This is a genomic window from Achromobacter sp., from assembly GCF_050285565.1.
Classification (GTDB): domain Bacteria; phylum Pseudomonadota; class Gammaproteobacteria; order Burkholderiales; family Burkholderiaceae_B; genus Achromobacter.
On the sequence record NZ_JBLZXG010000001.1, the window covers coordinates 158,643 to 184,490 of the forward strand.

Consider the following 25,848-nt stretch of genomic DNA (forward strand, 5'->3'; position numbering starts at 1 on the left):
CTTGCGAGGAACCTTATGTAGTGCAGGGGCAGAGTGCCCGCGAAATTGCAAGGACAGATCATCAAGCCCATCGACGCATTCGCATTCGCCCATTCGGGCAAGGAAGCGCAAGGCACCATACCTCTTGTGCGGTTGACGCGCGCGGTTGACGGGCTTCCCGAGCAGCCGGCGGGTGATGCCGGGCTCGTGACGTGGTCCGTGCGCGGAGAAATGGGCAAGACCGGGCTGCTGCATGGTCAGCCGCTGCTGCGCATTCATGTGCGGGCGAATCCGGTCGTGGTGTGTCAGCGGTGCAATGAGCCGTTCGCCTACCCGGTGGACAGCGAGGTTCTGCTGCAGCTGGTCAAGTCCGAAGCCGACCTCGATGACGGCAGTTCCCATGGCGATCACGCCGCGGGTTTTGACGACGAGGACGAGGATGGCGGGGACGGCGGCGAGGCGGCAAGCGCAGGAAATGGTTTTGTGTCCAACCAGCCTGAAAAGGTGGTGGGTTCGCATCACTTCGATCTGTTGGCCCAGATCGAAGATGAGCTCATTCTGAGCGTTCCGTATGTGCCCAAGCATGATGTATGCCCGGGCGCGCAGGCCAATGCCGGCGAAGCTCCTCCCGAGGAGCCCGCTGTCAAGCGTCCGTCGCCGTTTGCGGTGCTGGAACAACTGAAGCACAAAGATTGAGATCAACATCGGGCCGCATCGCGTACAATGCGCCCCGTTTCTAGGAGTCATCATGGCCGTTCAACAAAACAAGAAGTCCCCGTCCAAGCGCGGTATGCACCGCTCGCACGATTTTCTGGTGAATCCGTCGACGGCGATCGAGCCCACCACGGGCGAAACGCACCTGCGTCACCACATCAGCCCCAACGGCTTCTACCGTGGCCGCAAGGTCCTGAAGACCAAGGCCGACGAATAAGGCCCCCGGGCCGAACTCGTACTCGGACCATTTCGGCTGAGCGCTGATACCTGGCACCCGTGATACGCATCGCCATAGACTGTATGGGCGGAGACTTCGGTCTGCCCGTCACGATTCCGGCTGCGATCGAGTTCGCCCGGCAATTTCCGGATACCCGGCTATTGCTGGTCGGGCTTCCCGACGCCATCGAAGCGGCGCTCTCCGAGCACCGCGGCGTACCGCTTGATCGCTTCGAGATCGTGCCGGCTTCCGAAGTCGTCACCATGGACGACCCGGTCGAGGTCGCCCTGCGCCGCAAGAAAGATTCCTCCATGCGCCTGGCCGCCCAGTCCGTCAAGGACGGGCGCGCCGACGCCTGCGTTTCGGCGGGCAATACCGGCGCCTGGATGGCCATCTCGCGTTATGTGCTCAAGACGCTGGACGGCATCGACCGTCCCGCGATCGCCACGTCCATTCCGAACCAGACGGGCCGCGCCACCACGGTGCTGGACCTGGGCGCGAACGTCGACTGCACGGCCGAGCACCTGCTGCAATTCGCCATCATGGGCGCCGCGCTGTCGCAGGCGGTGGACCATCGCGACAATCCCACGGTGGGCTTGCTCAACATTGGCGAGGAAGTCATCAAGGGCAACGAGGTCGTCAAGGAAGCCGCCGAGCTCCTGCGCGCCAGCCCCTTGAACTTCTACGGCAACGTCGAAGGCAATGACATTTTCAAGGGCACGGTCGACGTTGTTGTCTGCGACGGTTTCGTCGGCAACGTCGTGCTCAAATCCGTGGAAGGCCTGGCCAAGATGTTGTCCAGCGTCATCCGCGAAGAGTTCAAACGCAATCTGATCACGCTGCTGGTCGGTGCGCTGGCCAAGCCGGTGCTCAATCGCCTGCGCAACCGCGTCGACAATCGCCGCTACAACGGCGCGGCGTTGCTGGGGCTGCGCGGCGTGGTCATCAAGAGCCACGGCTCGGCCGACGCCTATGCCTTCGGCTTCGCGCTGCAACGGGCGCGCGAGGCCGTGGTGAGTAAACTGCTGGAGCGCACCGCTCAGACGGTGGCGCAGATCAACCAGCGCGTACAGTCCGCCTCGGGCGCTTCGGCGCTCGAACCGGGCGCGGCTGGAGACACCGCTTGATGGATACCACAATGAAATATTCCGTGATCGCGGGCACCGGCAGCTTCCTGCCGGAACGCGTGGTTTCGAATGACGCCCTGGCGGCGGAACTGGCGACGCGCGATATCGCCACGTCCGACGAGTGGATCGTCGAGCGCACGGGCATCCGCCAGCGCCATCTGGCCGAACGCGGCGTGACCACCAGCCAATTGGCCACCGAGGCCGCGCGCCGCGCGCTGGCCGATGCCGGCGTCGATGCTGCCGAGATCGACATGATCGTGCTGGCTACCTCCACGCCCGATTTCGTCTTCCCCAGCACCGCCTGCCTGGTGCAGGCCAACCTGGGCGCCAAGGGCTCCGCGGCCTTCGACGTGCAGGCCGTTTGCAGTGGTTTCGTCTACGCTCTGAGCACCGCCGACAGCTTCATCCGTGCCGGCCGCGCGCGTTGCGCGCTGGTCATTGGCGCGGAAGTTTTCTCGCGCATCCTCGACTGGAATGACCGCAGCACCTGCGTGCTGTTCGGCGACGGCGCCGGCGCGGTGGTGCTGAAGGCTTCCGACAAGCCCGGTATCCTGGCCGCGCAGTTGCATGCCGATGGCAGCCAGATGAAGATCCTCAGCGCCGCCGGCAACGTCGCCTATGGCGATGTCACGGGCGATCCGTTCCTGCGCATGGATGGCCAGGCGGTGTTCAAGCAGGCCGTCACGGTGCTGGACCGCTCGGCGCGCGATACCTGCGCCGAAGCCGGCATCGATATCAGCGAGGTCGACTGGCTGATTCCGCACCAGGCCAACGTGCGCATCCTGAATTTCCTGGCGCGCAAGCTAGCCGTGCCGGTCGAGAAGGTCGTCATCACGGTCGACAGCCACGCCAATACCTCGGCGGCCAGCGTGCCGCTGGCGCTGGATGCCGCGCGTCGCGATGGCCGCGTCAAGCCCGGTCAACTGGTGCTGATGCAGGGTGTGGGCGGCGGGTTCACCTGGGGTTCGGTGCTGGCCCGCATGTAAGGACCGGGTCGGCCGGGGTGCGGCACGCCGCGCCCGCCTGGCCGGCAAGTCCGACCTTCCACAGACTCAGAATCAATCCACACGGTCAAACATGAAAATCGCTTTTGTCTTTCCTGGCCAGGGTTCCCAGGCGGTCGGCATGCTGGATGCCTGGTCCGACGTCGCCGCCGTGACCGATACCGTGGCGCGCGCCTCGCAGGCGCTGGGCCAGGATCTCGGCGCCTTGATCGCGCAAGGGCCCACCGAACAGCTCAACCTGACCACCAACACCCAGCCCGCCATGTTGACGGCCGGCGCCGCGTTCTTCGCGGCCTGGCGCGCGGCGGGCGGCCGTAATCCCGATGTTGTCGCCGGCCATAGCCTGGGCGAATACGCCGCGCTGACGGCCGCCGGCTCGCTGGCGCTCGAAGATGCCGTGCGCCTGGTGCGCGTGCGCGCCGATGCCATGCAGGCCGCCGTGCCGGTCGGCACCGGCGCCATGGCCGCCATCCTCGGCCTGGACGATGATGCCGTGCGCGCTGCCTGCGCCTCGGCGGCCCAGGGCGAAGTGGTCGAAGCCGTCAACTTCAACGCGCCGGCCCAGGTCGTGATCGCTGGCCACAAGGGCGCGGTCGAGCGGGCCTGCGAGCTGGCCAAGGCCGCCGGCGCCAAGCGCGCGCTGCTGCTGCCGGTGTCCGCGCCGTTCCATTCCAGCCTGCTCAAGCCCGCCGCCGACGTGCTGGCCGGCGCCCTGGCGGCGGTGACGGTGTCATCGCCCCAGATGCCGGTCATCAACAACGTCGACGTGGCTGCGCCGGTCGAGCCCGCGGCGATCCGGGATGCGCTGGTGCGCCAGGCATGGCATCCTGTGCGTTGGGTCGAAACGTTGCGCGCCATGAAGGCGCAGGGCGTCACGCACGTCATCGAATGCGGTCCCGGCAAGGTGCTGACCGGCCTGACCAAGCGTATCGACCCCGAACTCACCGGCCTGGCCATTACGGATCCGGCTTCCCTCGAGGCCGCGCTGGCCGCGGTCAACGGAAATTAAGACCATGGAAAACACCTCGATCGAACTGCAGGGCAAGACCGCCCTGGTGACGGGCGCGACGCGTGGCATTGGCCGTGCCATCGCCCAGGAACTGGCCGCGCGCGGCGCGCTGGTGGTCGGCACCGCCACGTCCGAAGCCGGCGCCGCCGCCATCACCGAGGCGCTGGCGCCGTTTGGCGGCCGCGGCGTGGTGCTGGACGTGACCAATGCCGAAGCCTGTGACGCCCTGATCGACGCGCTCGGCAAGGAAGGCGGTGGTCCGCACATCCTCGTCAATAATGCAGGCATCACCCGCGATACGCTGGCAATGCGCATGAAAGACGAGGACTGGTCCGCGGTGATCGATACCAACCTGGCATCGGTTTTCCGCCTGTCGCGCGCCGTGCTGCGCAACATGATGAAGGCCCGTTGGGGACGTATCATCAACGTCACCTCGGTGGTGGGTTCGAGCGGCAATCCCGGCCAGGCCAACTACGCCGCCGCCAAGGCAGGCGTTGCCGGCATGTCGCGGGCGCTGGCGCGCGAGCTGGGCAGCCGCAACATCACCGTCAACTGCGTCGCTCCTGGCTTCATCGATACCGACATGACGCGCGCCCTGGGCGAAGCCCAGACCGCGGCCCTGCTGCAGCAGATTCCGCTGGGCCGCCTGGGTTCGCCGGCGGATATCGCCCATGCGGTGGCCTTTTTGTCCGGCCCGCAGGCGGGTTACATTACCGGCACCACCCTGCACGTCAACGGCGGGATGTACATGCAATAAGTCACGAAACGCGCGGGCGGCCCAGGCCGCCGCGCCGCTGCCGGGCAATCGGCGCGGCACCGCGCGGTTCATCCGGAAACGCCGCATATCGGCACTCCTGCGCCGCGATGGCGACAGATCAAGGTGTGCGGTGTTATTTTTGTCACGGCCTGGCGTTTGCAGTACTCTGCGCTTGGCTATAATTCGCGGGATTTTTCCCATTTGGAGATCTGCATGGAAAGCATCGAACAGCGCGTCAAGAAGATCGTCGCTGAACAACTTGGCGTCAACGAAGCCGAGATCAAGAACGAATCCTCCTTCCTTGACGACCTCGGTGCCGATTCGCTCGACATGGTCGAACTGGTCATGGCGCTCGAAGACGAATTCGAGACCGAGATCCCCGACGAAGAGGCCGAAAAGATCACGACCGTGCAACAAGCGATTGATTACATCAATTCGAACGGTAAGCAGTAAGCTCAGCCTATATCTTTCCGGTTGCTCCGAACGCGATTTCGGCGCCGACCGGGAACCAGGGCGGTTTCAGGAATTTGCCGTGTGGTCCACGCGCGGGAAGGGCAGTGATGCCCGACCCGCTGTTGCGTGTGCCGCACGCGCAGCGCATCCCGAAAGCCGCCTTTCTTTTGTCTGTTTGAGGAGTCATCCGTGAAGCGACGAGTCGTCATCACTGGCCTTGGTATCGTGTCGCCTGTCGGCAACGACCTGACCACCGCTTGGGACAATATCGTCAACGGACGTTCTGGCATCAGCCGCATCACCCGTTTCGATCCCTCGGCCATCACCACGCACATTGCCGGCGAAGTCAAGGACTTCGACATCAGCGCCTATATCTCGGCCAAGGAAGCCCGCCAGATGGATACCTTCATCCATTACGGCCTGGCTGCCGGGATGCAGGCCTGGCGCGACAGCGGCCTGGAAGTCACCGAAGCCAACGCCGAGCGCATCGGCGTGATCGTCGGCTCGGGCATCGGCGGCCTGCCGCGCATCGAGGAAACCCAGGTCGAATACATGGCCAAGGGACCGCGGCGCATCTCGCCGTTCTTCGTGCCGGGTTCGCTGATCAACCTGATCTCCGGTCATCTGTCCATCACCTATGGCATGAAGGGGCCCAGCTACGCCGTCGTGTCGGCCTGCACCACGGGCCTGCACTGCATCGGTGACGCGGCCCGCCTGATCGAGTACGGCGACGCCGACGTCATGCTGGCCGGTGGCGCCGAATCGACCGTGTCGCCGCTGGGTATCGGCGGCTTTGCCGCGATGCGCGCGCTGTCGACCCGCAACGATGATCCTCAAACGGCTTCGCGTCCCTGGGACCGCGACCGCGATGGTTTCGTGCTGGGCGAGGGCGCCGGCGTGCTGGTGCTGGAAGAATACGAACACGCCAAGAAGCGCGGCGCGCGCATCTACGGCGAATTCGCGGGCTACGGCATGAGTTCCGACGCGCACCACATCACCGCGCCCGACAAGGACGGTCCGCGTCGCGGCGTCCTCAACGCGCTGCGCAACGGCGGTCTGAACCTGGAAGACGTCCAGTACGTCAATGCGCACGGCACCTCGACGCCCCTGGGCGATAAGAACGAAACCGAGGCCTTGAAGCTGGCTTTCGGCGACCACGCCAAGAAGCTGGTGGTGAACTCGACCAAGTCCATGACCGGCCACCTGCTCGGCGCGGCCGGCGGCATCGAGGCCGTGTTCACGACCCTGGCGGTCTACAACCAGGTTTCGCCTCCCACCATCAACATCTTCAACCAGGATCCGGAGTGCGACCTGGACTACTGCGCCAACGAAGCGCGGCAGATGAAGATCGATGTCGGCCTGTCCAACTCGTTCGGTTTCGGCGGCACCAACGGCTCGATGGCCGTTCGCCGGATCTGATTTGGAAGGCCCGGGCCAGGGGCGCTGGACGTTTCGCGTGCCTGTCTTGCGGCCGCGTGGCGTTGCGGCGCTGTCCGGCCTGGGGTTGGCCGCCGCGGCGGCCAGCCTTGCGACCGCGGTTGCCTGGCTCGGCGCGGCCTGGGCGGCGCTGGTCGCGCTGGCCGCGCTGCTGTTGGCCGCCGGGCTGTTACACTTGGCCCGTCACAGCCTGTCCCCGGTATCCGCCTTGCGCACCGCGGCCGGCGCCGCCTGCTGGCAGGTGCGCCTGCCGGACGGCTGGCGGGACGCGGCGCTGCTCGATCAGCGGCGCGGCCCGGCGTGGCTCACGCTCACCCTGCAGCTCTTGCCCTCCGGGAGTATGGCCTTTAACGACCACCATGTAACTTTCACCGTCTGGCAACGGACGTTGCGACCCGACTGCTGGCGGCGCCTGTGCCTGCTGGCAGGCGCGGCGCGGCGCGCGTCCCCGGCGGTTCGCCTGCGGGAGGCCACATGAGCGAGCGCGAAGTCGACGCCGAGCTCGTCGCGCGCGTCCAGCGGGGCGACAAGAAGGCGTTCGATCTGCTGGTGCTCAAGTACCAGCGCAAGATCCTGCGCCTGCTGGCCCGCATGATCCGGGATCCCGCCGAAATCGAGGACGTGGCCCAGGAAGCGTTCATCAAGGCCTATCGGGCCTTGCCCCAGTTCCGGGGCGAGAGCGCGTTCTACACCTGGTTGTATCGTATCGCCATCAATACGGCCCGAAATTGGCTCGCCTCCCAGGGGCGACGGCCGAGCGCGCCCAATGCGATAGAAACGGAAGACGGTGAAACTTTTAACGAAACCGACAACCTAACCGATATAAGCACGCCGGAGTCCATGGTCGCCAGCCGCGAGATCGCCGAGACGGTGAACGCGGCCATCGAAGAGTTGCCCGAGGAATTGCGCACCGCAATCGTCCTGCGTGAAATCGAAGGTATGAGTTACGAAGACATCGCCCAGAGCATGGACTGCCCCATTGGTACGGTGCGCTCCCGCATTTTCCGTGCGCGAGAAGCCATCGCTACCAAGTTGCGTCCATTGCTGGGCACCGATGCCGAGCGTCGCTGGTAAGGAGTGGCAGTCATGCAGACTACAGCAGCCAAGTCCGTCGCTTCTTCCGAAGCCGCCTGGGAGGAATCCGTTTCCGCCTGGATGGACGGGGAAGAAGCCGACGATATTCTCCCCGGCCTGTTGACCCGCGAAGGGCGGCAGACCTGGGATACCTATCATCTGATCGGCGATGCCTTGCGCAACGCGGATCTGGCGCTGACGCCCAGCGCGAATTTCCACGCCCGCCTGTCGCGGGCGCTGGACGCCGAGCTGCCGATCGTGGCGGCGCCGCGGCGCCGCTCGCCGCTGCGTCTGGGGCTGTCGGGCCTGGCGGTGGCGGCGGCTGTCGCCACGGTGGCGTGGGTGGCCCAGCCGTACCTGGCGGGCGGCTCCCCCGGCACCCAGACCCGCGTGCTGGCCGATGCCAGCGTCAGCGCTGGCGCCGATACGTCGGGCCTGAGCGACTACCTGGAGGCCCATCGCCAGATGGCTGGCCCCAGCGCGGTGCGTCAGGTGTCCTTCGACGTCGGGGCGGGGCGCTGATGGCCCTGGTGCTTCCGACCCGTTGGCCGGTGCTGGGACGGGCTGCCTCGTGGCAGGCCCACCGCGCCGGCTGGTTCGCCGCTACGCTCCTGACCGCATTTCTGGCCGCGCACGATCCCGCGCGCGCCGCCGACACCGCGCCCGCGCCGCAGGGCGATGACGTGGTTCAACTGCTCTCGCGCATTCAGCAGGCGGCGCGCAAGCAGGACTATTCCGGCGTTTTCATGTACCAGCAGGGCGAGATGATCCAGTCCTCGCGCCTGGTGCACGTCCTGGACGGCACCGGCGAGCGCGAGCGCCTCGAGATCCTCGACGGCCAGCCGCGCGAGTACCTGCGCCACAACGAAGACGTGCAGTGCCTGATCCCCGAGCGCAAGACCGTGCTGCTCGAACGCCGCCGCGGGGACCGCTTCCCCGGCCTGTTGCTGGGCGATCCGGCCAACCTGACCGAGCACTACAAGATCCGCACCGAGCCGGCGCTGCACCGCGTGGCCGGCCGCGAGTGCCGGTTGATCACTATCGAGCCGCTGGACAAGTTGCGCTATGGCTATCGCCTCTGTGCCGATGTCGAAACCAATCTGCTGCTCAAGGCCCAGACCCTCAACGCCGCCCGCGGCGTGGTCGAGCAAGTCTCGTTCACCTCGTTGCGCCTGGGGGCCGAGGTCGATCCCAAGTCGCTGGCTTCGCGTTGGAACACGCGCGACTGGAAGGTACTTGAACCCGCCATGAAACCGGTCGACCTGGGCGCGCTGGGCTGGCGCATCCCGGCGCCCAAGGGTTTTGTCGTGGTCATGCAGGTGGCGCGCTCGATGGGGCGCGGCGCGACCGTCAACCAGATGGTGCTGTCCGACGGCCTGGCGGCGATCTCGGTCTTCATCGAACCCTACGACAGCCAACGCGGCCACCATCCGCCCCCTGGCGCGGCGCAACGTGGATCGATTACCGTCTATGGCACCCGTATCGCCGATTACTGGCTGACGGCCGTGGGCGAAGTGCCCGTGGCGACGCTGGAACAATTGGCGGAAGCGACAGAATACGTACCCGTGGCGAACGCTCCGGCGGCCGGCTCGAAATGATGCGCGGCCTCTGCGGCAAGAAGTGATTTCGGAGCAATATATGAAAGCAATGATGGTGTCGAACCCCGCCCTGCGCCGCTTCCTGGCGGCCGCGACGGCGGGGCTCCTGATGTCGGCCGCCCTGGCGCCTGTCTCGCAGGCGCAGACGCTGGCGGCCGACAAGCCCACCCCCACGGTGGCGCTGCCTGACTTCACCAGCATCATCGAAAAGGCCGACCCCGCGGTCGTCAACATCCGCACCACGGCCACCGTGCCGATCCGCGGCGTCGGTCCCGGCGGCAACGATCCGGCGGAACTGTTCCGCTGGTTCTTCGGCCCGGACTTCCAGCCGCCCGGCCAGGCGCCCGGTCCGCGCCAGCGGCCGCAGCCGCAGCAGCCGGAGGAACGCACCGTGCCGCGCGGGGTCGGTTCGGGCTTTTTCATCTCCGACGACGGCTACATCATGACCAACAATCACGTGGTCAGTGATGCAACCGACATCTACGTGACGCTTACCGACGGCCGTGAGTTCAAGGCCAAGGTCGTCGGCACCGACGAGCGCACCGACGTGGCCCTGATCAAGATCGACGCCAAGGACATGACGCCGCTGGTCATCGGTGATCCCAAGAAGCTGAAGAAAGGCCAGTGGGTGCTGGCCATCGGCTCGCCGTTCGGCCTGGATTCCACCGTTACGTCGGGCATTGTCAGCGCCATCGGCCGCGATACCGGCGAATACCTGCCTTTCATCCAGACGGACGTGGCGGTCAACCCGGGCAATTCGGGCGGTCCGCTGATCAACCTGGCCGGGGAGGTCGTGGGTATCAACTCCCAGATCATCTCGCGCAGCGGCGGTTTCATGGGTATTTCCCTGGCCATTCCGATCGACGAAGCGATGCGTGTGGTGGACCAGTTGCGTGCCACCGGCAAGGTTACACGCGGCCGTGTCGGCGTGCAGATCGGCGAAGTGGGCAAGGACGTGGCCGAGGCCATCGGTTTGCCCAAGGCCGAAGGCGCCCTGGTCAGCAGCGTCGAGGTCGATGGGCCGGCCGAGCAGGCCGGCGTGCAGCCGGGCGACGTGATCCTGACTTTCAACAAGGAACCGATCAAGCGCTGGTCCGATCTGCCCCGTATCGTCGGCGAGACCAAGCCGGGCACGCGCGCCGACATGGAAGTGTGGCGCAAGGGCAAGAAGCTGACCCTGGCGGTCAAGGTGGGCGAGATTCCCGTCGACAAGGCGGCACCGGGCAAGAAGGGCGCGCCGCCCGCGCCGGAAGTGACCAATGCGCTGGGCCTGGGCGTGGTCGACGTGCCCGCCGATGTGCAGAAGAAGCTGCGCATCAAGGGCGGCGTACAGGTCAAGGTCGCCGAGGGCGCCGCGGCCAAGGCCGGCCTGCAGGAAGGCGACATTGTGTTGGCCCTGAACGACACCGACGTCACCGGCGCCAAGCAGTTCGCCGAGCTGGTTGGCAAGCTGGACAAGGGCCGCGCGGTCGGCCTGCTGGTGCGGCGCGGCGAGCAGACCCAGTGGGTGGCGGTGCCCGCCAGCAAATAAGGCCCAAGACCGGCTAAAATGGCTGGTTGCCGCAAGAGGGGGCGCCTGGCGCCCCCTCGTTTTTGCCCGGACCACCGCCACAGGCCGCTCTGCGCGAGCCCGGCGGCAGGCGTTCCGGCCGAGTGGCCCAAACCCCGTCAGCCGTGCCTACCCTGGTGGCGGCGTCTTGCGGCAGTTTGCCGAATGTTCCGTCCCTTTTAAACTCAAGCATGCAGCATATTCGCAACTTCTCCATCATTGCCCACATCGATCATGGCAAATCGACCCTGGCCGATCGCCTGATCCAGCGCTGCGGCGGGTTGGCGGATCGCGAGATGTCGGCCCAGGTGCTCGACTCCATGGAGATCGAGCGCGAGCGCGGCATTACCATCAAGGCCCAGACGGCTGCCCTGCACTACAAGGCGCAGGACGGCAAGATCTACAACCTGAACCTGATCGACACCCCGGGGCACGTCGACTTCTCGTACGAAGTCAGCCGCTCGCTGTCGGCCTGCGAAGGCGCGCTGTTGGTGGTCGACGCCTCGCAGGGCGTCGAGGCCCAGACCGTGGCCAACTGCTACACCGCGATCGAGCTGGGCGTGGAAGTGCTGCCGGTACTGAACAAGATGGACCTGCCGCAGGCCGATCCGGAAGGCGCGCGCCAGGAAGTGGAAGACGTGATCGGCATCGACGCCTCGCAGGCGGTGCTGGCCAGTGCCAAGACCGGCATGGGCATCGACGAGATCCTCGAAGCCATCGTCGCGCGCGTGCCGCAGCCCAAGGGCGATCCCGACGCGCCGCTGCAGGCGCTGATCATCGACTCGTGGTTCGACAACTACGTTGGCGTGGTCATGCTGGTGCGCATCGTCAACGGCGTGCTCAAGCCCAAGGACAAGATCCTGCTGATGGCCTCCGGCGCCACTCACCTGTGCGAGCAGACCGGCGTGTTCACGCCCAAATCGCAGCAGCGTCCGCATTTGTCGGCGGGCGAGGTGGGCTTCATCATCGCCGGCATCAAGCAGCTCGAGGACGCCAAGGTCGGTGACACCGTCACGCTCGCGTCCAAGCCGGCCGCCGAGCCGCTGCCCGGCTTCAAGGAAGTCAAGCCGCAGGTGTTCGCCGGGCTCTATCCGGTGGAGAGCTCCGAATACGACCAACTGCGCGATTCGCTCGAAAAACTCAAGCTGAACGACGCCGCGCTGATGTTCGAACCCGAAGTGTCGCAGGCGCTGGGCTTCGGCTTTCGCTGCGGTTTCCTCGGCCTGCTGCACATGGAAATCGTGCAGGAGCGCCTGGAGCGCGAGTTCGACATGGACATCATCACCACCGCGCCGTCGGTGGTGTACGAAGTCGAGCAGCGCGACGGCTCGGTGATCACCGTCGAAAGCCCGTCGCGCATGCCGGAAATCGGCAAGATCGCCGACATTCGCGAGCCGATCGTGAAGGTCACGCTGTTCATGCCGCAGGACTACGTCGGCCCCGTGATGACGCTGTGCAACAACAAGCGCGGCGTGCAGATCAACATGAGCTATCACGGCCGCCAGGTGCACCTGGTGTACGAGATCCCGCTGGCCGAGATCGTGCTGGACTTCTTCGACAAGCTCAAGTCGGTGTCGCGCGGCTACGCCTCGATGGACTACGAGTTCCTCGAATACCGCTCGGCCGACGTGGTGCGCGTGGACTTGCTGATCAACAACGACCGCGTCGATGCGCTGGCCGTGATCGTCCACCGCAGCAATGCGCGCCATCGCGCCCGCGACGTGGTGACGCGCATGCGCGGCCTGATCCCGCGCCAGATGTTCGACGTGGTGATCCAGGCCGCCATCGGCGCGGAGATCATCGCCCGCGAGAACGTCAAGGCGCTGCGCAAGAACGTGCTGGCCAAGTGCTATGGCGGCGACATCTCGCGCAAGAAGAAGCTGCTGGAAAAGCAGAAGGCCGGCAAGAAGCGCATGAAGCAGGTCGGCACGGTGGAAATTCCGCAAGAGGCCTTCCTGGCCATCCTGCAGGTGGAAGATAAATAGAACCCGAGAAGGCGGTTAGCTGATGAGTTGGAACTTTGCCCTGATCCTGTTTGTTCTGCTGGTGCTGACCGGCATTATCTGGGCGCTCGAACTGGCCGTGTTCCGGCGCAGCCGCGAGCGCCGGGCGCAAGAGGCGATGGTGCAGTACGACGCGGCGCTGATCGGCGATTCGCAAGAGGCCGAGCGCCTGCGGCGCGAGGCCGGCGACAAGGCCCGCCGCGTGCCGTGGTGGATCGAATACGCGGTCAGCTTCTTCCCGGTGATTCTGTTCGTGTTCGTGCTGCGTTCGTTCGTGGTGGAGCCGTTCCGCATTCCGTCGGGATCGATGCTGCCGACGCTGCAATCGGGTGACCTGATCCTGGTGAACAAGTTCAGCTACGGCCTGCGCCTGCCGGTGATCGACAAGAAGGTCGTGGACATCGGCAAGCCCCAGCGCGGCGACGTGTTCGTGTTCCGCTACCCCGTGGATCCGGATGTCGACTACATCAAGCGCGTGGTCGGCCTGCCGGGCGACGAGGTGGCGTACATCGACAAGAAGCTCTATGTGAACGGGCAATTGGTGCCGCATGTGCGCGACGGCGACTATTTCGAGCCCGATCGTGTCTCGTATATCGCACAATATAAAGAGAAATTGGGCGAAGTTAGCCACAATATCCTGCTTGATGAGAGCCGGCCGCAGGAATATCGTCCGCAGTACCAATTTCCCAACCTCGGGAACTGCCAATATTCCCGCGATGGGGTACGCTGCAAGGTACCCGAGGGCCAATACTTCGCCATGGGCGATAATCGGGACAACAGTGCCGACAGCCGATACTGGGGTTTCGTGCCGGAATCCAATATCGTCGGGAAGGCTTTCTTCATCTGGATGAATTTCAGCGATCTCAGCCGCATCGGCCGGTTCAACTGATTATGTCGCTAGCCACGCTAGAAAACCGGCTGGATCACCACTTCGGTGATCCAGCATTGCTTGAACAGGCGCTGACCCATCGCAGCCATGGCGCGCGCCATAACGAGCGCCTGGAATTCCTTGGGGATTCCGTGCTCAACTTCGTCGTCGCCGCGATGCTGTTCGAGCGCTACGCAAAGATCGACGAAGGCGACCTGTCGCGCCTGCGCGCCAACCTGGTCAAGCAGGCGTCCCTGGCGGACATCGCCCAGCGGCTGGAACTGTCGCAATACCTGCGCCTGGGCGAAGGCGAATTGAAGAGCGGCGGTTTCCGTCGTCCCTCGATCCTGGCCGACACCGTCGAGGCGCTGTTCGGCGCCGTTTTCCTGGACGCTGGTTTCGATGCCGCCCGCCGTGTGATCGTGCGCCAGTACCAGCCGGTGCTGGCTTCGGTCGATCCCAAGACCCTGGGCAAGGACGCCAAGACCTTGCTGCAGGAATTCCTGCAGGGCCGCAAGCTGGCCTTGCCCGTGTACACCGTGGTCGCCACGCATGGCGCGGCCCACAGCCAGCAATTCGAGGTCGAATGCGCCATTCCGGCGCTCGAGATCAAGGTTACCGCGCCCGGTGCCAGCCGCCGCGCCGCCGAGCAGTCGGCGGCCAAGCTGGCGTTGGAGGCGGCGCAGGCCATCAGCCCGGCGGCCAAGGCCGCCCGCAAGTCGGGCAAGGCGCGCAAGACCGCACAGTTGTCGCTGCCCGTGGCAGTGTCCCAAGAGACTAAATGAGCGATACCCCTTTCCGTACCGGTTTCGTGGCCATCGTCGGCCGCCCCAATGTGGGCAAATCCACGCTGACGAACGCACTGATCGGTTCCAAGATTTCCATCGTGTCGCGCAAGGCGCAAACCACGCGCCACCGCATCCATGGGGTGCTGACGCGCGACCACGAGCAGTTCGTGTTCGTCGATACGCCGGGCTTCCAGACGCGCCATGGCGGCGCCATGAACCGCATGATGAATCGCGTCGTGACGCAGGCGCTGGCCGACGTCGACGTGGTGGTGCATGTGGTCGAGGCCGGCAAGTGGTCGGAGGGCGATGCCAAGCTGCTGCCGCTGCTGCCGGCGCCGGAGCGCACCATCCTGGTCGTCAGCAAGATCGACGCGCTCAAGAACCGCGACGAGTTGTTCGCCTTCGTCTCGAAGATCATGGCGTTGCATCCGTTCGGCGCCGTGGTGCCGGTCAGCGCCACCAAGAACCAGCAGCTCGACCAACTGCTGCAGGAAATCGCCGCGCGGCTGCCCGAAGGCGAGCCGATGTTCGAGGAAGACACCCTGACCGACCGGCCGATGCGCTTCATCGCCGCGGAACTGGTGCGCGAGAAGATCTTCCGCCTGGTCGGCGACGAACTGCCCTACGGCTGTACGGTCGTGATCGAGCAGTGGGAAGAGACCGACAAGGGCGCGCGCATCGCCGCCTGCGTCGTGGTGGAGCGCGACAGCCACAAGCCGATCCTGCTGGGCACTGGCGGCATGCACATGAAGCGCATCGCCTCCGAGGCGCGGCAGGACATCGCCAAGCTGCTGGACAAGCCGGTGCACCTGGAGATCTACATCAAGGTGCGCAAGGGCTGGTCCGACCGCGAGAGTGCGCTGCGCGACCTGGGTTATGAGTAGACGGGCGCCTCGCGTCCAGGATCGCCCGGGATACATGCTCCACGCCACGGCGTGGCGCGAGACGTCCCTCATCGTGCAGACCTTCTCGCGCGACCATGGCTGTGTCGCCATGGTCGCCAAGGGCGCCAAGCGCCCTTATTCCGTGCTGCGCCCGGTGCTGTCGGCGTTCCAGCCGCTGCTGCTGTCCTGGACCGGCAATGGCGAGGTCAAGACCCTGACCCGCGCCGAGATCATGGGGGTGCGCGCCTTGAACGGCACGGCGCTGATGTCGGCCTGGTACATGAATGAACTGTTGCTGCGCCTGTTGCCACGCGAGGATGCCCATCCGTTGCTGTTCGACGCCTATGACATGGCCTTGCAGCAGTTGTCCGGCGGCACGCGGGCGGCCGGCGCGTTGCGCCGTTTCGAATGGACGCTGCTGCGCGAGACCGGCTATGGCGTCGATGAGGCCGAGCCCGACTTCGACGATCCCGTGATCGAGCCCGCCCTGCGGCGCGACCTGCGCGAGCGGCTGGCCGAAAACCTGGCGGGCCGGCCCCTGGCCACGCGCCGGGTGCTGATGGACCTGCAGCGCATCTGAACCCGCGGCGCGCCCGGCCATGACCTTCACGCTCAAACAGGTCGAGACCTTCCGCACCGTCTACGAAACGGAAAGCGTGACCGCCGCGGCGCGCCGGCTGGACGTCTCGCCCGCCACCGTCAGCGCCACGCTGGCCGCGCTGGAGGCCGCCATTGAACTGCGCCTGTTCGAGCGGGTGCGCCAGCGCATGCAGCGCACGCCCGAGGCGACGCTGCTGTACGAGGAAATCCGCCGCCTGAACGTGGGCCTGGAAACGCTGGGCCGCAAGATCCGCGCCATCCGTGGCGCGGCGCAGCCGCGCCTGCGCATTGGCTGTATCCATGCCTACAGCGGGGCGATCGTCAGCGACACGATCGCGCGTTTTCGCCAGCGCTATCCCGACACGCCCCTGTATCTGCAGATCCGCGATTCGAATACCCTGCGCGACATGGTGGTGTCGGGCGAACTGGACCTGGCCGCGGTGGCCGACGAGTCCGAACTCGAAGGCCTGCGCGGGCACCGGCTGGCGAGCCTGCGGGCGGTGGTGGTGTTTCCTGACGGGCATCCGCTGGCGCGGCTGCAGCAGGTCAGCCTGGCGCAACTGGCCCAGGCTGATGTGATCGCGCTCAATGCCGAGGACGCTTCGCGCCAGCGGCTGGACGCGCTGCTGCTGCAAGCCGGGCTGGGGCTGAAGGTAGTCATCGAAACGCCGTATTCAAGCACGGTGTGCCAACTGGCGCTGGCGGGCCACGGCGTCGGCGTCGCCAATCCCGCCACCGCCGTGGGCCTGGAGGCCGCGGGCCTGTGCCACCGGCCGCTGGCGGCGCCGGTGCATTTCGAATGTCACATGATCGTGCACGGCAGCCGGCCGTTGTCCGAGGCCGGCAAGTTCTGGGCGACCTGCCTGCGCGCGGCGCTGGCGCCGCTGGTGGAACGCTACGGTATCAAACGCGGCTGAGGCCGGGCGCAGGGGCGGATCGTGGCTGCGCGCAACGCATGCCGCTAACCGCGGCGGCCGTCCGACGTCAGGATCAACACTACCGACGATTCGGCATCCAGTTGGCCACCGCGCCGCAACCGCGTGACCGCCGCCAGCGCGGCCGCCGATGACAGCTCGGTGGCCAGCCCCATGCGTTCCAGGCGTTGTTGGGCTTGGGCGGCGGCGGCGTCGGAGATCTCGACCGGCGAACCGCCCGAGCGCCTCAGGGCCTCCAGCGATTGCAGTGTGACGGTGCCGCCGGCGATCGAGTACTGATCGGTCGAGCCTTCCCATTGGCCGCGCGCATCGCCGGCGCTGCGCGCGCGCGACAGTCGGGCAAACGGCTCGACCGCGTGCAACCGGGGCAGGCGCGGGATGCGGCCGGCGCGCAGCAAGTGTTGCCAGCCCAACAGGATCCCCCACAGCAGGTCGCCGCGCGCGGTCGGCACCACGATGTCGGTCGGCAGGCCACAGACCGAGAGGATTTCCTGGGCAATGGGCTTGTAGCCTTCGACGCCGTACGGATGCGTGCCCACTGGGGGATTCAGGTAGTTGGTGCCGGCAAAGGCGCCTTGGTTGCGGCACAGGTCCGCCACGTGCGGCCAGCGCGCCAGGCTGTCCTCGAACGTGGTGAGGCGGGCGCCGAAGCGCTGCATGGCTTCGCGTTGCAGGGGCGGGCAGTTGCGCGTGATGGCGATGTTGGCCTGCAGGCCGGCGGCGGCGCAATAGGCCGCCAGCGATACCCCGGCATTGCCGCTGGAGGCGGCGGCCACGCGGGTGGCGCCGGCCAGCCGCGCCCGCGATACGAGTTGCGCCGCCATGCGGTCTTTGTGGCTGCCGGTGGGGTTGGCGCTTTCGCACTTGAGCCACAGTTGTCCGATGCCCTCGGCCTGGGCCAGGGTGCCGGCCTGCAGGCAGGGCGTGTCGCCCTCGCCGAGCGTGACCGGGTGCCATACCGGCAGCTCCATGGTATCGCCCGGCGCCGGGTCGTAGTGGCATTCCAGCGAGGCCGGATGGCCAGCCGCGAGACAGTGCGGACAGCCTTCGGGGTAATCGGCGGGCGGCAGCAGGGCTTCGCAGCGCAGGCAGCGCAGGCCGGACAAGCGGGGGTTCATCTGCATGAGTCAGTACAACGAGGCGAGGGAGTCCAAGGGGAGGGCGGGGGCGACTTGCAGCAGGCAGTCGCCATCGTCGCTGCGGGCGATGGCGCGCAGACAGACGACGGTGCCAGCCTGCGGGCTGGCGAGATCGCGCACGGGCTGATCGGGGCGCGCGGGCTCGATCAATTGACCGATGTGCTGGCCGGCGATGACCGTCTGGCCCAGTTCGACGGCGGGCACGAAGACGCCGCGCTCGCGCGCGCGCAGGGTGGCGACAGAGGGGTGCAGGTCATGCAGTGAGGGGCTTGCGCTGGCCTGGCGTGGCGGGGCGGCCGGCAGCAGGCCAAGTTCGGCCAGGCAGCCGAGCAGGCCATCGCGGCAGCGCTGCACCAGCGCGAGAGAGGTCTCGCGGCCGCCGCCGATCTCGGCGCTCAGTCGCAGCACGCCCAGGCGGCTGGCGGCGGCCGGCAGGGAGCCGCTTTCGGTGCCGCGAAAGAACACGCATTGCGGCAAGCCGAAGGCGCGCGCCAACGCCGGCAGGCGTGCATCGAGCGCGTCGTCGCCGTAGCGCGTGATCACCGACGAGGGCAGGTAGCGCAATGAGGCGCCGCCGCTATGCACATCCACCATAGCCTGGATGCGTGGCAGCAGCCGCGCTTGCAGTGCCGCGGCCACGCTTTCGGTGTAGCCGCGCACCGGCGCGCCGAGGAAGGCGCGATTGAGGTTGCCGTCATCCGAGGGCGACAGGCGGGTGCCGGCCAGCGAGGCTTCGGCGTTGGCCGCGGGCAGCAGGTAGACCGTGCCGCGTTGCAGTATCCCGGGCAGCAGTTGCCACAGTTGCAGGATAGCGGCCTGGCCTTCCCATTCGTCGCCATGTACGCCGGCCAGCAGCGCCACGGCGGGGCCGGGGCCGGCGTCGATCTTCAGCACCGGCACCGTGACATGCCGATAGGCCGAGGCATTGGTGGCCGCGACGCAGGTGAAATCCTCGCGGCTTATCTTGGCCATGAAGCGTCTCCGGCGCGCGAATCGACAGCGGTCAGTCCAGCGTGGTGCCGGCTGCCTTGATGATGTTTTCCCATTTGGGCTTTTCCTTCTGAATCTGGGCCTTGACGTCGTCGGGCGTGCCGCCCAGCGGCTCCTGGGAGCGGCTGCGCAGTTCGCGGGCGACGGCTTCCGACCGCAACGCCGTGTTCATGGCCGCATTGAGCCGCGCGATCACCGCGGGCGGGGTGCCGGCCGGCGCCACCAGCGCGCTCCAGGCCGATTGCTCGTAGTCGGGATAGCCTTGTTCGGCCACGGTCGGCACGTCCGGATTGGAGGCGGCGCGGCGCTTGGTGGTCACCGCCAGCGCGCGCAGACGGCCATCCTTCAGGTTGCCGATGAGGGGCGGCAGGTTTTCCATCATCGCGTCCACGTGGCCGCCCAGCAGGTCGGCCAGTTGGGCCGCGGTGGCCTTGTAGGGGATCTGGCGCACGGCGGCGCCGGTCTGCGCAATGAACAGTTTGACGCCGACCTCGCTGGTCGTGCCGGGGTCGGCCGAGGTCATGGTCAGGCGGTCGGGCTGGGCGCGGCTGGCGTCGATAAAGCTCTTGAGGTCGCGGTAGGGCGAGGCGGCATTGACGACGATGACATTGGGCGTCTCGGCCACCAGGCCGACAGGCGCGATGTCGCGGTCCAGGTCGTAGAGTTGTTGCTTGAAGAGGTAGCGATGCAGCACCAGCGTGCCGACGTGGGCGTAGCCGATGGTGTAGCCGTCGGCGGCCGCGCGCACCAGGGCCTGCGTGCCGATGCGGCCGCCGGCGCCGACACGGTTTTCCACCACCACGGCCTGGCCCAGTACCCGCCCCATCTCCTGGCCGATGAGGCGCGCGGTGATGTCGGCGTTGCCGCCGGCGGCGGCGGGCACGATCAGCGTGATTGGGCGCTCCGGGTAGTCGGCCAGCGCGGGCGGCGCGGTCAGGCAGAGCAACAGGGCGGCAAGGCTGGCGGTGCGTGTCATGGCGATTCCCGGGACGTTGAGGGCTGCGCTATTGTGCGGCGGCCACGTCGGAAAGCCGTTTGGTTTGATTAGATGGATGTTTGAAAAAATCTAAGAATTTGGGGGCGGCTGGCGATCCGCGCGGCGGCCCAGTCCATAGCCGAGCGCCGCGGCCGCCAGGGCGCACAGCGCGCCGAGCATGGCGATCAGCGCCACGCCGTGGCCGAGCGTATCGACGCCGGCCTTGACCCAGCCGCTGGCCGCGTCGCCGGCGCGATAGACCACGGTATCGATGACGTTCTTGGTCTTGTACTTGTCCTCGGGCGAGACGGCGGTGAACAGCATCTCGCGCCCCGGTTTGACCAGGGCGTATTCCCCTACCCGGCGCAGGATCATGGCGCCGGCCAGCACGGCGAATACGGGATAGAGCGCCAGCGCCAGGAAGGCCAGCGCCATCGCCAGTGGCACCGCCGCCAGCAGGAAGCGCACCCCAAGGCGGGCCGCCAGGCGGCTGGTGAGGAACAGTTGCGACAACAGCGACAGGGCCTGGACGGTGAAGTCCAGCGCGGCGAACACACGAATGCGCTGGGCCGTGTCGGTGAACGCGCCTGCCACCAGTCGCGCCTGCTCCATGTAGAGAAAAGTGCTCAGGGTGGCCAGCAGCAGCACCAGGACGGCGATGCCCAGCAGGAAGGGCGACTGGAATATGCGCGCCAGGCCGGCCAGCATGGCGCCGCGAATCGGCGCCGCCAGTTCGGCGGTCTCGGCCTCGGGGCGGGTGGTGGCGCGCCAGCGCAGCAGCCAGCGTTTGAGGGGCAGTGTCGCCGTCAGCAACAGGGCCGACAGCAGCAGCAGGCCCGCGGGGCCCAGCGCGGCGGCCAGCAGGCCGCCCAGCAGCGGCCCGCACAGGCCGCCAGCGCTGGCGCCGGCGGCGATGAAAGCGAACAGGCGCTTGGCCGAGTCCATACGGAACACGTCAGCCATCAGGCTCCAGCCGAGCGAGACCACGACCAGATTGAAGACCGACAGCCAGACATAGAAGCTGCGCGCGGCCCAGACGCTGTCCGGCCGCCAGTGGAACAGCGCGGCGTAGCCGGCCATGGCGAGGGCGAAGGCGGCATAGGCGCAGGTCACCAGCGTGCCACGCGCGACCCGCGCCGACAGCCAGCCGAACAGCGGCACCACCGCCAGCATGGCGAAGAAGGTGGCGGTGAAGAGCCATTGCAACTGGTCGAGGCCGGCCTGGATGCCCAGGGTCTCGCGGATCGGCCGCAGCATGAAGTAGCCGCAGAACAGGAAGAAAAAGAAGGCGCAGCCACAGGCGCCGGCCGCCAGTTCCGCGGCCTGGATTCCCAGCGCTTGCGCCACCCGGTGGCGCCAGGGGGCGGCGGCGCGCATGGCGTCAGTCCAGCAGGGCGGCAATGCGCTCGCGCAGGCCCGCATCGGGCTGGGGGCCGAAGCCGGCGCGCGCGTTGTCCGTCATGTTGGCGGGCTTGGAGGTGGCGGGGATGACGGCGGTGACGGCCGGATGGCCGATGATGAACTTGAGAAACAACTGGGCCCACGAGGTGCAGCCGATTTCCGCCGCCAGCGCGGGCAGCGGCCGGCCCTTGATCTGGCGAAACAGCGCGCCGTCCTGGAACGGCCGGTTGATGAGCACCGCGACGCCGTTGGCCTGGCAGGCCGGCAGCAGGCGTTTTTCGGCGTTGCGGGCGCCGACCGACAGATTGATCTGCACGAAGTCGGGTTTCTCGCGCTCGACCAGTTCGGTGAGTTCGTCGTGGGCGTGATCGGTGTAGTGGGTGATGCCGGTGTAGCGCGTCAGGCCCTGCCGCTTCAGGTCGCGCAACAACGCCAGTTGGTTGTGGGTATCGATCAGGTTGTGCACCTGGATCAGATCGAGCTTGTCCGTGCGCAGCGCGCGCAGGGATTGCTCGATCTGGCGCCTGGCCGCCTCGTGACCCTGGACGCTGATCTTGGTGGCCAGGAACACCAGTGGACGCCGGCTCGGCTCGCGCGCCAGCAGCGCCCCGGTGACGGCTTCCGCCTGGCCGTAGCTGGGGGCGGTATCGATCAGCGAGCCGCGCCCGTCCAGCAGCGCGTCCACCACCTGCGCCAGCGGCGCCAGCGCGGCCGCGTCGGACGGCGATACGTTGAAAGTGTCGGCCGTGCCGAGCCCGACCACCGGCAGCATTTCGCCGGTTGACCAGATGGGGCGGGCCAGCATCGGCTGCCGCGTGGTCAGCGCCCTTGCCGCCCACGGCTGGGCCAGCACGGAAGCGCCGGCGGCGGCTTGCAGGAATCGGCGGCGGTCGGGCATGGTTCGCTCCAATGAAAAAGGGCCTGCATGTGTGTCATGCAGGCCCTTGCGACGGTAGCGCGGCGCGCGCTTATTCGCGGTTGCCGCCGAAGATGCCCAGCAGCATCAGCAGGTTCGAGAAGACGTTGTAGACGTCCAGGTAAATGGCCAGCGTGGCGGACACGTAGTTGGTCTCGCCGCCGTTCACGACGCGCTGCAGGTCGACCAGCATGAACGCCGAGAAGATCACGATGGCCAGCACCGAGATGGTCAGCATCAGCGCGGGCAGTTGCAGGAAGATGTTGGCCAGGGCCGCGACCAGGATGACGACGGCGCCGATGAACAGGAACTTCTGCAGGCCGGACAGGTCGCGCTTGATCGTGGTGGCCAGCGTGGCCATGGTGCCGAACACGATGGCGGTGCCACCGAAGGCCGTCATGACCAGTTGCGAGCCGTTGCTAAAGCCCATCACGAAGCCGAGCAGGCGCGACAGCATCACGCCCATGAAGAATGTGAAGGCGAGCAGCAAGACCACGCCGAGCGAGTTGTTCTTGTTTTTCTCGATGGCGAACATCATGCCGAAGGCGCCCACCAGGAACACGATGGCGGACAGGCCGGGGCTGGCGCCCATGACACGATTGATGCCGGTGTACAGGCCGACGGCCGCGCCCAGCACGGTCGGGATCAGCGAGAGCGCCAGAAGCCAATAGGTGTTGCGCAGCACTTTGTTGCGCACGACCTCGCCCGGCGCGCCGGCGAGGGCGCCGGAACGGTTAAAGGGGGACGGACGATATTCGTTCATGGAGGACTCCTGTGTACGGCAGAAATTGATTTGCCTAGAAGGCTTAGATGCCAAGGATACCTTACAGTTCCCTGAAGAATCCAGTTTTCGAAGGAATTAACGCATCGGTCGGATCCTCTTGAGCCCGCCGTATGACGCCGTTATGGGGACACTTGCGCCGGTTTCAACCTGGTCTGACGTCGCGCAGCACCCGGGCGACGATGCGGGGCAGTTCCTCGTCCATGCGCGCCTGGATCTGGGTGATGGCGTCGGCCAGGGCGGCGCGCATCACCTGCTCGACTTCCGCCTGCAGGCGGGCGGCCAGGATCGCGGGCGGCGGCATGTCGCACGGCGTCGCCGTGGCGGCGTCCGTGTGCAGCGGCGCGCCAAGGTCGTCGACAGGCGCCGTGAGCAACGGGAAATCGTCGTCGCCGGCCGCGGCCGTCAGCACGGGAATGTCATCCTGCGCGACTTCCGTCAGCAGGGGAAAGCCGTCGTTCGGGGTGCCGCCGGCCGGGGGGGCGGGCGGCGACAGCGTCGGTTCGGCCCGCTGGGTCAGCGTTGGAATGCCAGGATCGGATGGGGGGTGGGGCATGGGGGCTCCCGAGGGTCGAGATGGCGCTGCCCGGGGCGGCGCGAGGGTGCATGAAGGGGGTCAGGCGCCCGACTGGCGCTGGCTCAGGTCGTGGCTGTGCGGCGTGTGGCCAGCGCCCTGGTAGACGCGCCAGCGCTGGCGCGCGGCCTGCTTGTCGGCGGGATCGTCGGAGACGATCTCGAGCAGGCGCTCGAAGGCGTCGAAACCGGGCGGGCAGGCGTCGTCGAGATTGAGCAGCCAGGGCTGCGGCTGGCCGTCGACGATGGCGGCCTGGGCCGCCTGCCATGGGTCGCCAGCGGTCAGGATGACGGGGGTTTCGGCCGCCAGCGGATCGTTGGCCAGGACGTGCGGGACGAACGAGGTGTCGTCGAAGGCCCACAGCAGGCGATCAAAGGCCGCCAGGCGCGATCCTTCATTACAGTACACCACCAGCCGCTGTCCCGCCAGGTAGCGCTTGCGCACTACCTGGCAGGCCACGCGCAAGCGGTCGGGCGCGCCGAAAGCGAAGTCGATGCGCGTCATGCCGGTTTCCGTGCGTGGCGGGTCAAGCCTGGTCCAACAGGAATTGCATCAGCAGCGGCACCGGGCGGCCCGTGGCGCCCTTGTCCTTGCCGCTCTTCCAGGCGGTGCCGGCGATGTCCAGGTGGGCCCAGCGGTACGACTTGGTGAAGCGCGACAGGAAGCAGGCGGCCGTGACGGCGCCGGCCGGGGGGCCGCCGATGTTGGCCAGGTCGGCAAAGTTGGACTTGAGCTGCTCCTGGTAGGCGTCGTCCATCGGCATGCGCCAGGCGCTGTCCAGGGCCTGGCGGCCGGCGGACGACAGGGCCTCGGCCAGCGCGTCGTCCTTGGTGAACAGGCCGGTGTTGACGTGGCCCAGGGCCACCACGCAGGCGCCGGTCAGGGTGGCGATGTCGATGACGGTGGACGGCTTGAAGCGCTCGGCGTAGGTCAGCGCATCGCACAGCACCAGGCGGCCTTCGGCGTCGGTGTTGAGGATCTCGATGGTCAGGCCGGCCATGCTGGTGACCACGTCGCCGGGCTTGTTGGCCTTGCCGCTAGGCAGGTTTTCGCAGGCCGGAATCAGGCCGATCACGTCCAGCGGCAGTTCCAGTTCGGCCAGGGCGCGGAACGAGCCGAGCACGCTGGCGGCGCCGCACATGTCGTACTTCATTTCGTCCATGGTGGCGGCGGGCTTGAGCGAGATGCCGCCGGCGTCGAAGGTGATGCCCTTGCCGACCAGCACGATGGGGCCGTCGGACGCCTTGGCGCCTTTCTTGGCGGGCTTGCCGGCATGGCGCAGGACGATGAAGCGCAGCGCTTCCTCGGAGCCGCGCGCCACCGACAGGAACGAGCCCATGCCCAGCGCCTCGACCTGCTTGCGGTCCATGACCTCGACCTTGATCGACTTGAATTCGCGCGCCAGGCGCTTGGCGGTGTCGCCCAGGTAAGTGGGCGTGCAGATGTTGCCCGGCAGGTTGCCCAGGGTACGGGTCAGTTCCATGCCGTTGGCGATGGCGGCGCCTTCGCGCAGGCCCTTCTGGGCCTGCGCGGCGTCGGCACGCTCGACGACCTGCACGATTTTCTTGAGCTTGGGACGGGCGTCGCGGTCCGGCTTGCCGAAGCTGGCATCGTAGTGATAGGTGGCGTTGCCGGCGGCGATGGCGGCGCTGCGGGCGCGGGCGATGACGGCCACGTCGGCGATCGGGTTGGCGACCAGTGTGGACACGCCTTCGGTCAGTTGGGCGGCGACGCACGCGGCGGCAAAGGCCTGTTCGGCCGAGGCGTGGGCGCGGGCCGAGTATTCGTCCTGCTTGCCCAGGCCCACCAGCACCACGCGCTGGGCCGAGACACCCGGCAGGGTACGCAGCACCAGGGTGGAACCGGCGCGGCCGCGGAACTCGTTCTTGACGACGGCGCGCACGGCGCCATTGGAGGCGCGGTCGATCAGGTCGGCGGCGGGGCTCAACACGCCGTCGGCGTAGACCCCGACCGCCAGCGCGGCGGTTTTGATCTGGTGCAGGGAAGCGGAGGTCTGTGTGCTAAATTCCATGAGGGTTTCCCGTGTGCGTCTGTATGATGCGGTCGATTATCCC

The 25,848-nt window shown here is 67.0% G+C and carries 28 protein-coding genes; 19 read left to right on the forward strand and 9 right to left on the reverse strand.

The window, feature by feature from the left end; genetic code table 11:
• Window positions 1–33: 33 nt before the first annotated feature.
• The 19 genes from ACN6O8_RS00715 (at window position 34) to ACN6O8_RS00805 (ending at window position 16,978) form a co-directional block, all read left to right on the forward strand.
• Window positions 34–675, forward strand: a complete 642-nt coding sequence (locus ACN6O8_RS00715; protein WP_427989181.1) for a YceD family protein — start codon at window positions 34–36, stop codon at window positions 673–675.
• A gap of 52 nt (window positions 676–727) precedes the next feature.
• Window positions 728–910, forward strand: coding sequence for a 50S ribosomal protein L32 (gene rpmF / locus ACN6O8_RS00720; protein WP_006389284.1), 183 nt, complete (start codon window positions 728–730; stop codon window positions 908–910).
• Window positions 911–969: 59 nt separating this feature from the next.
• Window positions 970–2,037 (forward strand): phosphate acyltransferase PlsX, encoded by a 1,068-nt coding sequence (plsX, locus tag ACN6O8_RS00725; RefSeq protein WP_427989182.1) that lies wholly within the window; start codon window positions 970–972, stop codon window positions 2,035–2,037.
• Window positions 2,037–3,023 (forward strand): beta-ketoacyl-ACP synthase III, encoded by a 987-nt coding sequence (locus ACN6O8_RS00730; protein WP_427989581.1) that lies wholly within the window; start codon window positions 2,037–2,039, stop codon window positions 3,021–3,023. The genes plsX and ACN6O8_RS00730 overlap by 1 nt, the downstream gene beginning before the upstream one ends.
• A 91-nt stretch (window positions 3,024–3,114) precedes the next feature.
• Window positions 3,115–4,050 (forward strand): ACP S-malonyltransferase, encoded by a 936-nt coding sequence (gene fabD, locus ACN6O8_RS00735; RefSeq protein ID WP_427989183.1) that lies wholly within the window; start codon window positions 3,115–3,117, stop codon window positions 4,048–4,050.
• Window positions 4,051–4,054: 4 nt separating this feature from the next.
• On the forward strand, window positions 4,055–4,807 hold the full coding sequence (gene fabG / locus ACN6O8_RS00740) for a 3-oxoacyl-ACP reductase FabG (protein WP_427989184.1): 753 nt from the start codon (window positions 4,055–4,057) through the stop codon (window positions 4,805–4,807).
• 213 nt (window positions 4,808–5,020) lie between these two features.
• Entirely contained in the window at window positions 5,021–5,260 is a 240-nt protein-coding gene (gene acpP, locus ACN6O8_RS00745) for an acyl carrier protein (protein WP_005012191.1), read from the forward strand.
• Window positions 5,261–5,449: 189 nt separating this feature from the next.
• Window positions 5,450–6,679: a beta-ketoacyl-ACP synthase II gene (gene fabF / locus ACN6O8_RS00750; RefSeq protein ID WP_427989185.1), complete on the forward strand. Its 1,230-nt coding sequence runs from the start codon at window positions 5,450–5,452 to the stop codon at window positions 6,677–6,679.
• A 1-nt stretch (window position 6,680) separates the two neighbouring features.
• A complete protein-coding gene (locus tag ACN6O8_RS00755; RefSeq protein ID WP_427989186.1) occupies window positions 6,681–7,175 on the forward strand; it encodes a hypothetical protein in 495 nt (164 codons plus the stop codon).
• On the forward strand, window positions 7,172–7,771 hold the full coding sequence (gene rpoE, locus ACN6O8_RS00760; RefSeq protein ID WP_006389292.1) for an RNA polymerase sigma factor RpoE: 600 nt from the start codon (window positions 7,172–7,174) through the stop codon (window positions 7,769–7,771). Before ACN6O8_RS00755 ends, rpoE begins: the two co-directional genes overlap by 4 nt.
• Before the next feature lie 12 nt (window positions 7,772–7,783).
• On the forward strand, window positions 7,784–8,293 hold the full coding sequence (locus ACN6O8_RS00765) for a sigma-E factor negative regulatory protein (RefSeq protein WP_427989187.1): 510 nt from the start codon (window positions 7,784–7,786) through the stop codon (window positions 8,291–8,293).
• Window positions 8,293–9,369, forward strand: a complete 1,077-nt coding sequence (locus ACN6O8_RS00770; protein ID WP_427989188.1) for a MucB/RseB C-terminal domain-containing protein — start codon at window positions 8,293–8,295, stop codon at window positions 9,367–9,369. The genes ACN6O8_RS00765 and ACN6O8_RS00770 overlap by 1 nt, the downstream gene beginning before the upstream one ends.
• Before the next feature lie 40 nt (window positions 9,370–9,409).
• Window positions 9,410–10,900, forward strand: a complete 1,491-nt coding sequence (locus ACN6O8_RS00775; protein WP_427989189.1) for a DegQ family serine endoprotease — start codon at window positions 9,410–9,412, stop codon at window positions 10,898–10,900.
• Between the two features lie 209 nt (window positions 10,901–11,109).
• Complete coding sequence (lepA, locus tag ACN6O8_RS00780) at window positions 11,110–12,903, forward strand: translation elongation factor 4 (RefSeq protein ID WP_427989190.1); 1,794 nt, start codon at window positions 11,110–11,112, stop codon at window positions 12,901–12,903.
• 22 nt (window positions 12,904–12,925) lie between these two features.
• On the forward strand, window positions 12,926–13,810 hold the full coding sequence (gene lepB / locus ACN6O8_RS00785) for a signal peptidase I (RefSeq protein WP_427989191.1): 885 nt from the start codon (window positions 12,926–12,928) through the stop codon (window positions 13,808–13,810).
• A 2-nt stretch (window positions 13,811–13,812) separates the two neighbouring features.
• Window positions 13,813–14,574 carry a ribonuclease III gene (gene rnc / locus ACN6O8_RS00790; protein WP_427989192.1) on the forward strand — a complete coding sequence of 254 codons (762 nt, stop codon included), beginning with the start codon at window positions 13,813–13,815 and terminating at the stop codon, window positions 14,572–14,574.
• The gene (era, locus tag ACN6O8_RS00795; protein WP_006393488.1) at window positions 14,571–15,461 is read left to right on the forward strand and encodes a GTPase Era; all 891 of its coding nucleotides are present in this window, start codon (window positions 14,571–14,573) and stop codon (window positions 15,459–15,461) included. Before rnc ends, era begins: the two co-directional genes overlap by 4 nt.
• Window positions 15,454–16,041, forward strand: a complete 588-nt coding sequence (gene recO, locus ACN6O8_RS00800) for a DNA repair protein RecO (RefSeq protein WP_026382568.1) — start codon at window positions 15,454–15,456, stop codon at window positions 16,039–16,041. Before era ends, recO begins: the two co-directional genes overlap by 8 nt.
• 19 nt (window positions 16,042–16,060) lie before the next feature.
• Entirely contained in the window at window positions 16,061–16,978 is a 918-nt protein-coding gene (locus ACN6O8_RS00805; RefSeq protein ID WP_427989193.1) for a LysR substrate-binding domain-containing protein, read from the forward strand.
• Between the two features lie 44 nt (window positions 16,979–17,022).
• Here the strand turns inward: ACN6O8_RS00805 and ACN6O8_RS00810 are convergent, their stop codons facing one another.
• From ACN6O8_RS00810 to ACN6O8_RS00850, 9 genes are all read right to left on the reverse strand, one after another.
• Window positions 17,023–18,120: a pyridoxal-phosphate dependent enzyme gene (locus ACN6O8_RS00810; protein WP_427989194.1), complete on the reverse strand. Its 1,098-nt coding sequence runs from the start codon at window positions 18,118–18,120 to the stop codon at window positions 17,023–17,025.
• 3 nt (window positions 18,121–18,123) lie between these two features.
• Window positions 18,124–19,107, reverse strand: a complete 984-nt coding sequence (locus tag ACN6O8_RS00815; protein ID WP_427989195.1) for a succinylglutamate desuccinylase — start codon at window positions 19,105–19,107, stop codon at window positions 18,124–18,126.
• A 31-nt stretch (window positions 19,108–19,138) separates the two neighbouring features.
• Window positions 19,139–20,101 (reverse strand): Bug family tripartite tricarboxylate transporter substrate binding protein, encoded by a 963-nt coding sequence (locus tag ACN6O8_RS00820; protein WP_427989197.1) that lies wholly within the window; start codon window positions 20,099–20,101, stop codon window positions 19,139–19,141.
• Window positions 20,102–20,191: 90 nt separating this feature from the next.
• On the reverse strand, window positions 20,192–21,478 hold the full coding sequence (locus ACN6O8_RS00825) for an NTP/NDP exchange transporter (RefSeq protein WP_427989198.1): 1,287 nt from the start codon (window positions 21,476–21,478) through the stop codon (window positions 20,192–20,194).
• A 4-nt stretch (window positions 21,479–21,482) separates the two neighbouring features.
• Window positions 21,483–22,400, reverse strand: a complete 918-nt coding sequence (locus ACN6O8_RS00830) for an aldo/keto reductase (RefSeq protein WP_427989199.1) — start codon at window positions 22,398–22,400, stop codon at window positions 21,483–21,485.
• Between the two features lie 70 nt (window positions 22,401–22,470).
• Window positions 22,471–23,181: a Bax inhibitor-1/YccA family protein gene (locus tag ACN6O8_RS00835; protein WP_006389307.1), complete on the reverse strand. Its 711-nt coding sequence runs from the start codon at window positions 23,179–23,181 to the stop codon at window positions 22,471–22,473.
• Between the two features lie 163 nt (window positions 23,182–23,344).
• On the reverse strand, window positions 23,345–23,755 hold the full coding sequence (locus ACN6O8_RS00840) for a hypothetical protein (protein WP_427989200.1): 411 nt from the start codon (window positions 23,753–23,755) through the stop codon (window positions 23,345–23,347).
• Window positions 23,756–23,815: 60 nt separating this feature from the next.
• Complete coding sequence (locus tag ACN6O8_RS00845) at window positions 23,816–24,277, reverse strand: DNA polymerase III subunit chi (RefSeq protein WP_427989201.1); 462 nt, start codon at window positions 24,275–24,277, stop codon at window positions 23,816–23,818.
• Window positions 24,278–24,299: 22 nt separating this feature from the next.
• Window positions 24,300–25,805 carry a leucyl aminopeptidase gene (locus tag ACN6O8_RS00850; RefSeq protein WP_427989202.1) on the reverse strand — a complete coding sequence of 502 codons (1,506 nt, stop codon included), beginning with the start codon at window positions 25,803–25,805 and terminating at the stop codon, window positions 24,300–24,302.
• Window positions 25,806–25,848 lie beyond the last annotated feature (43 nt).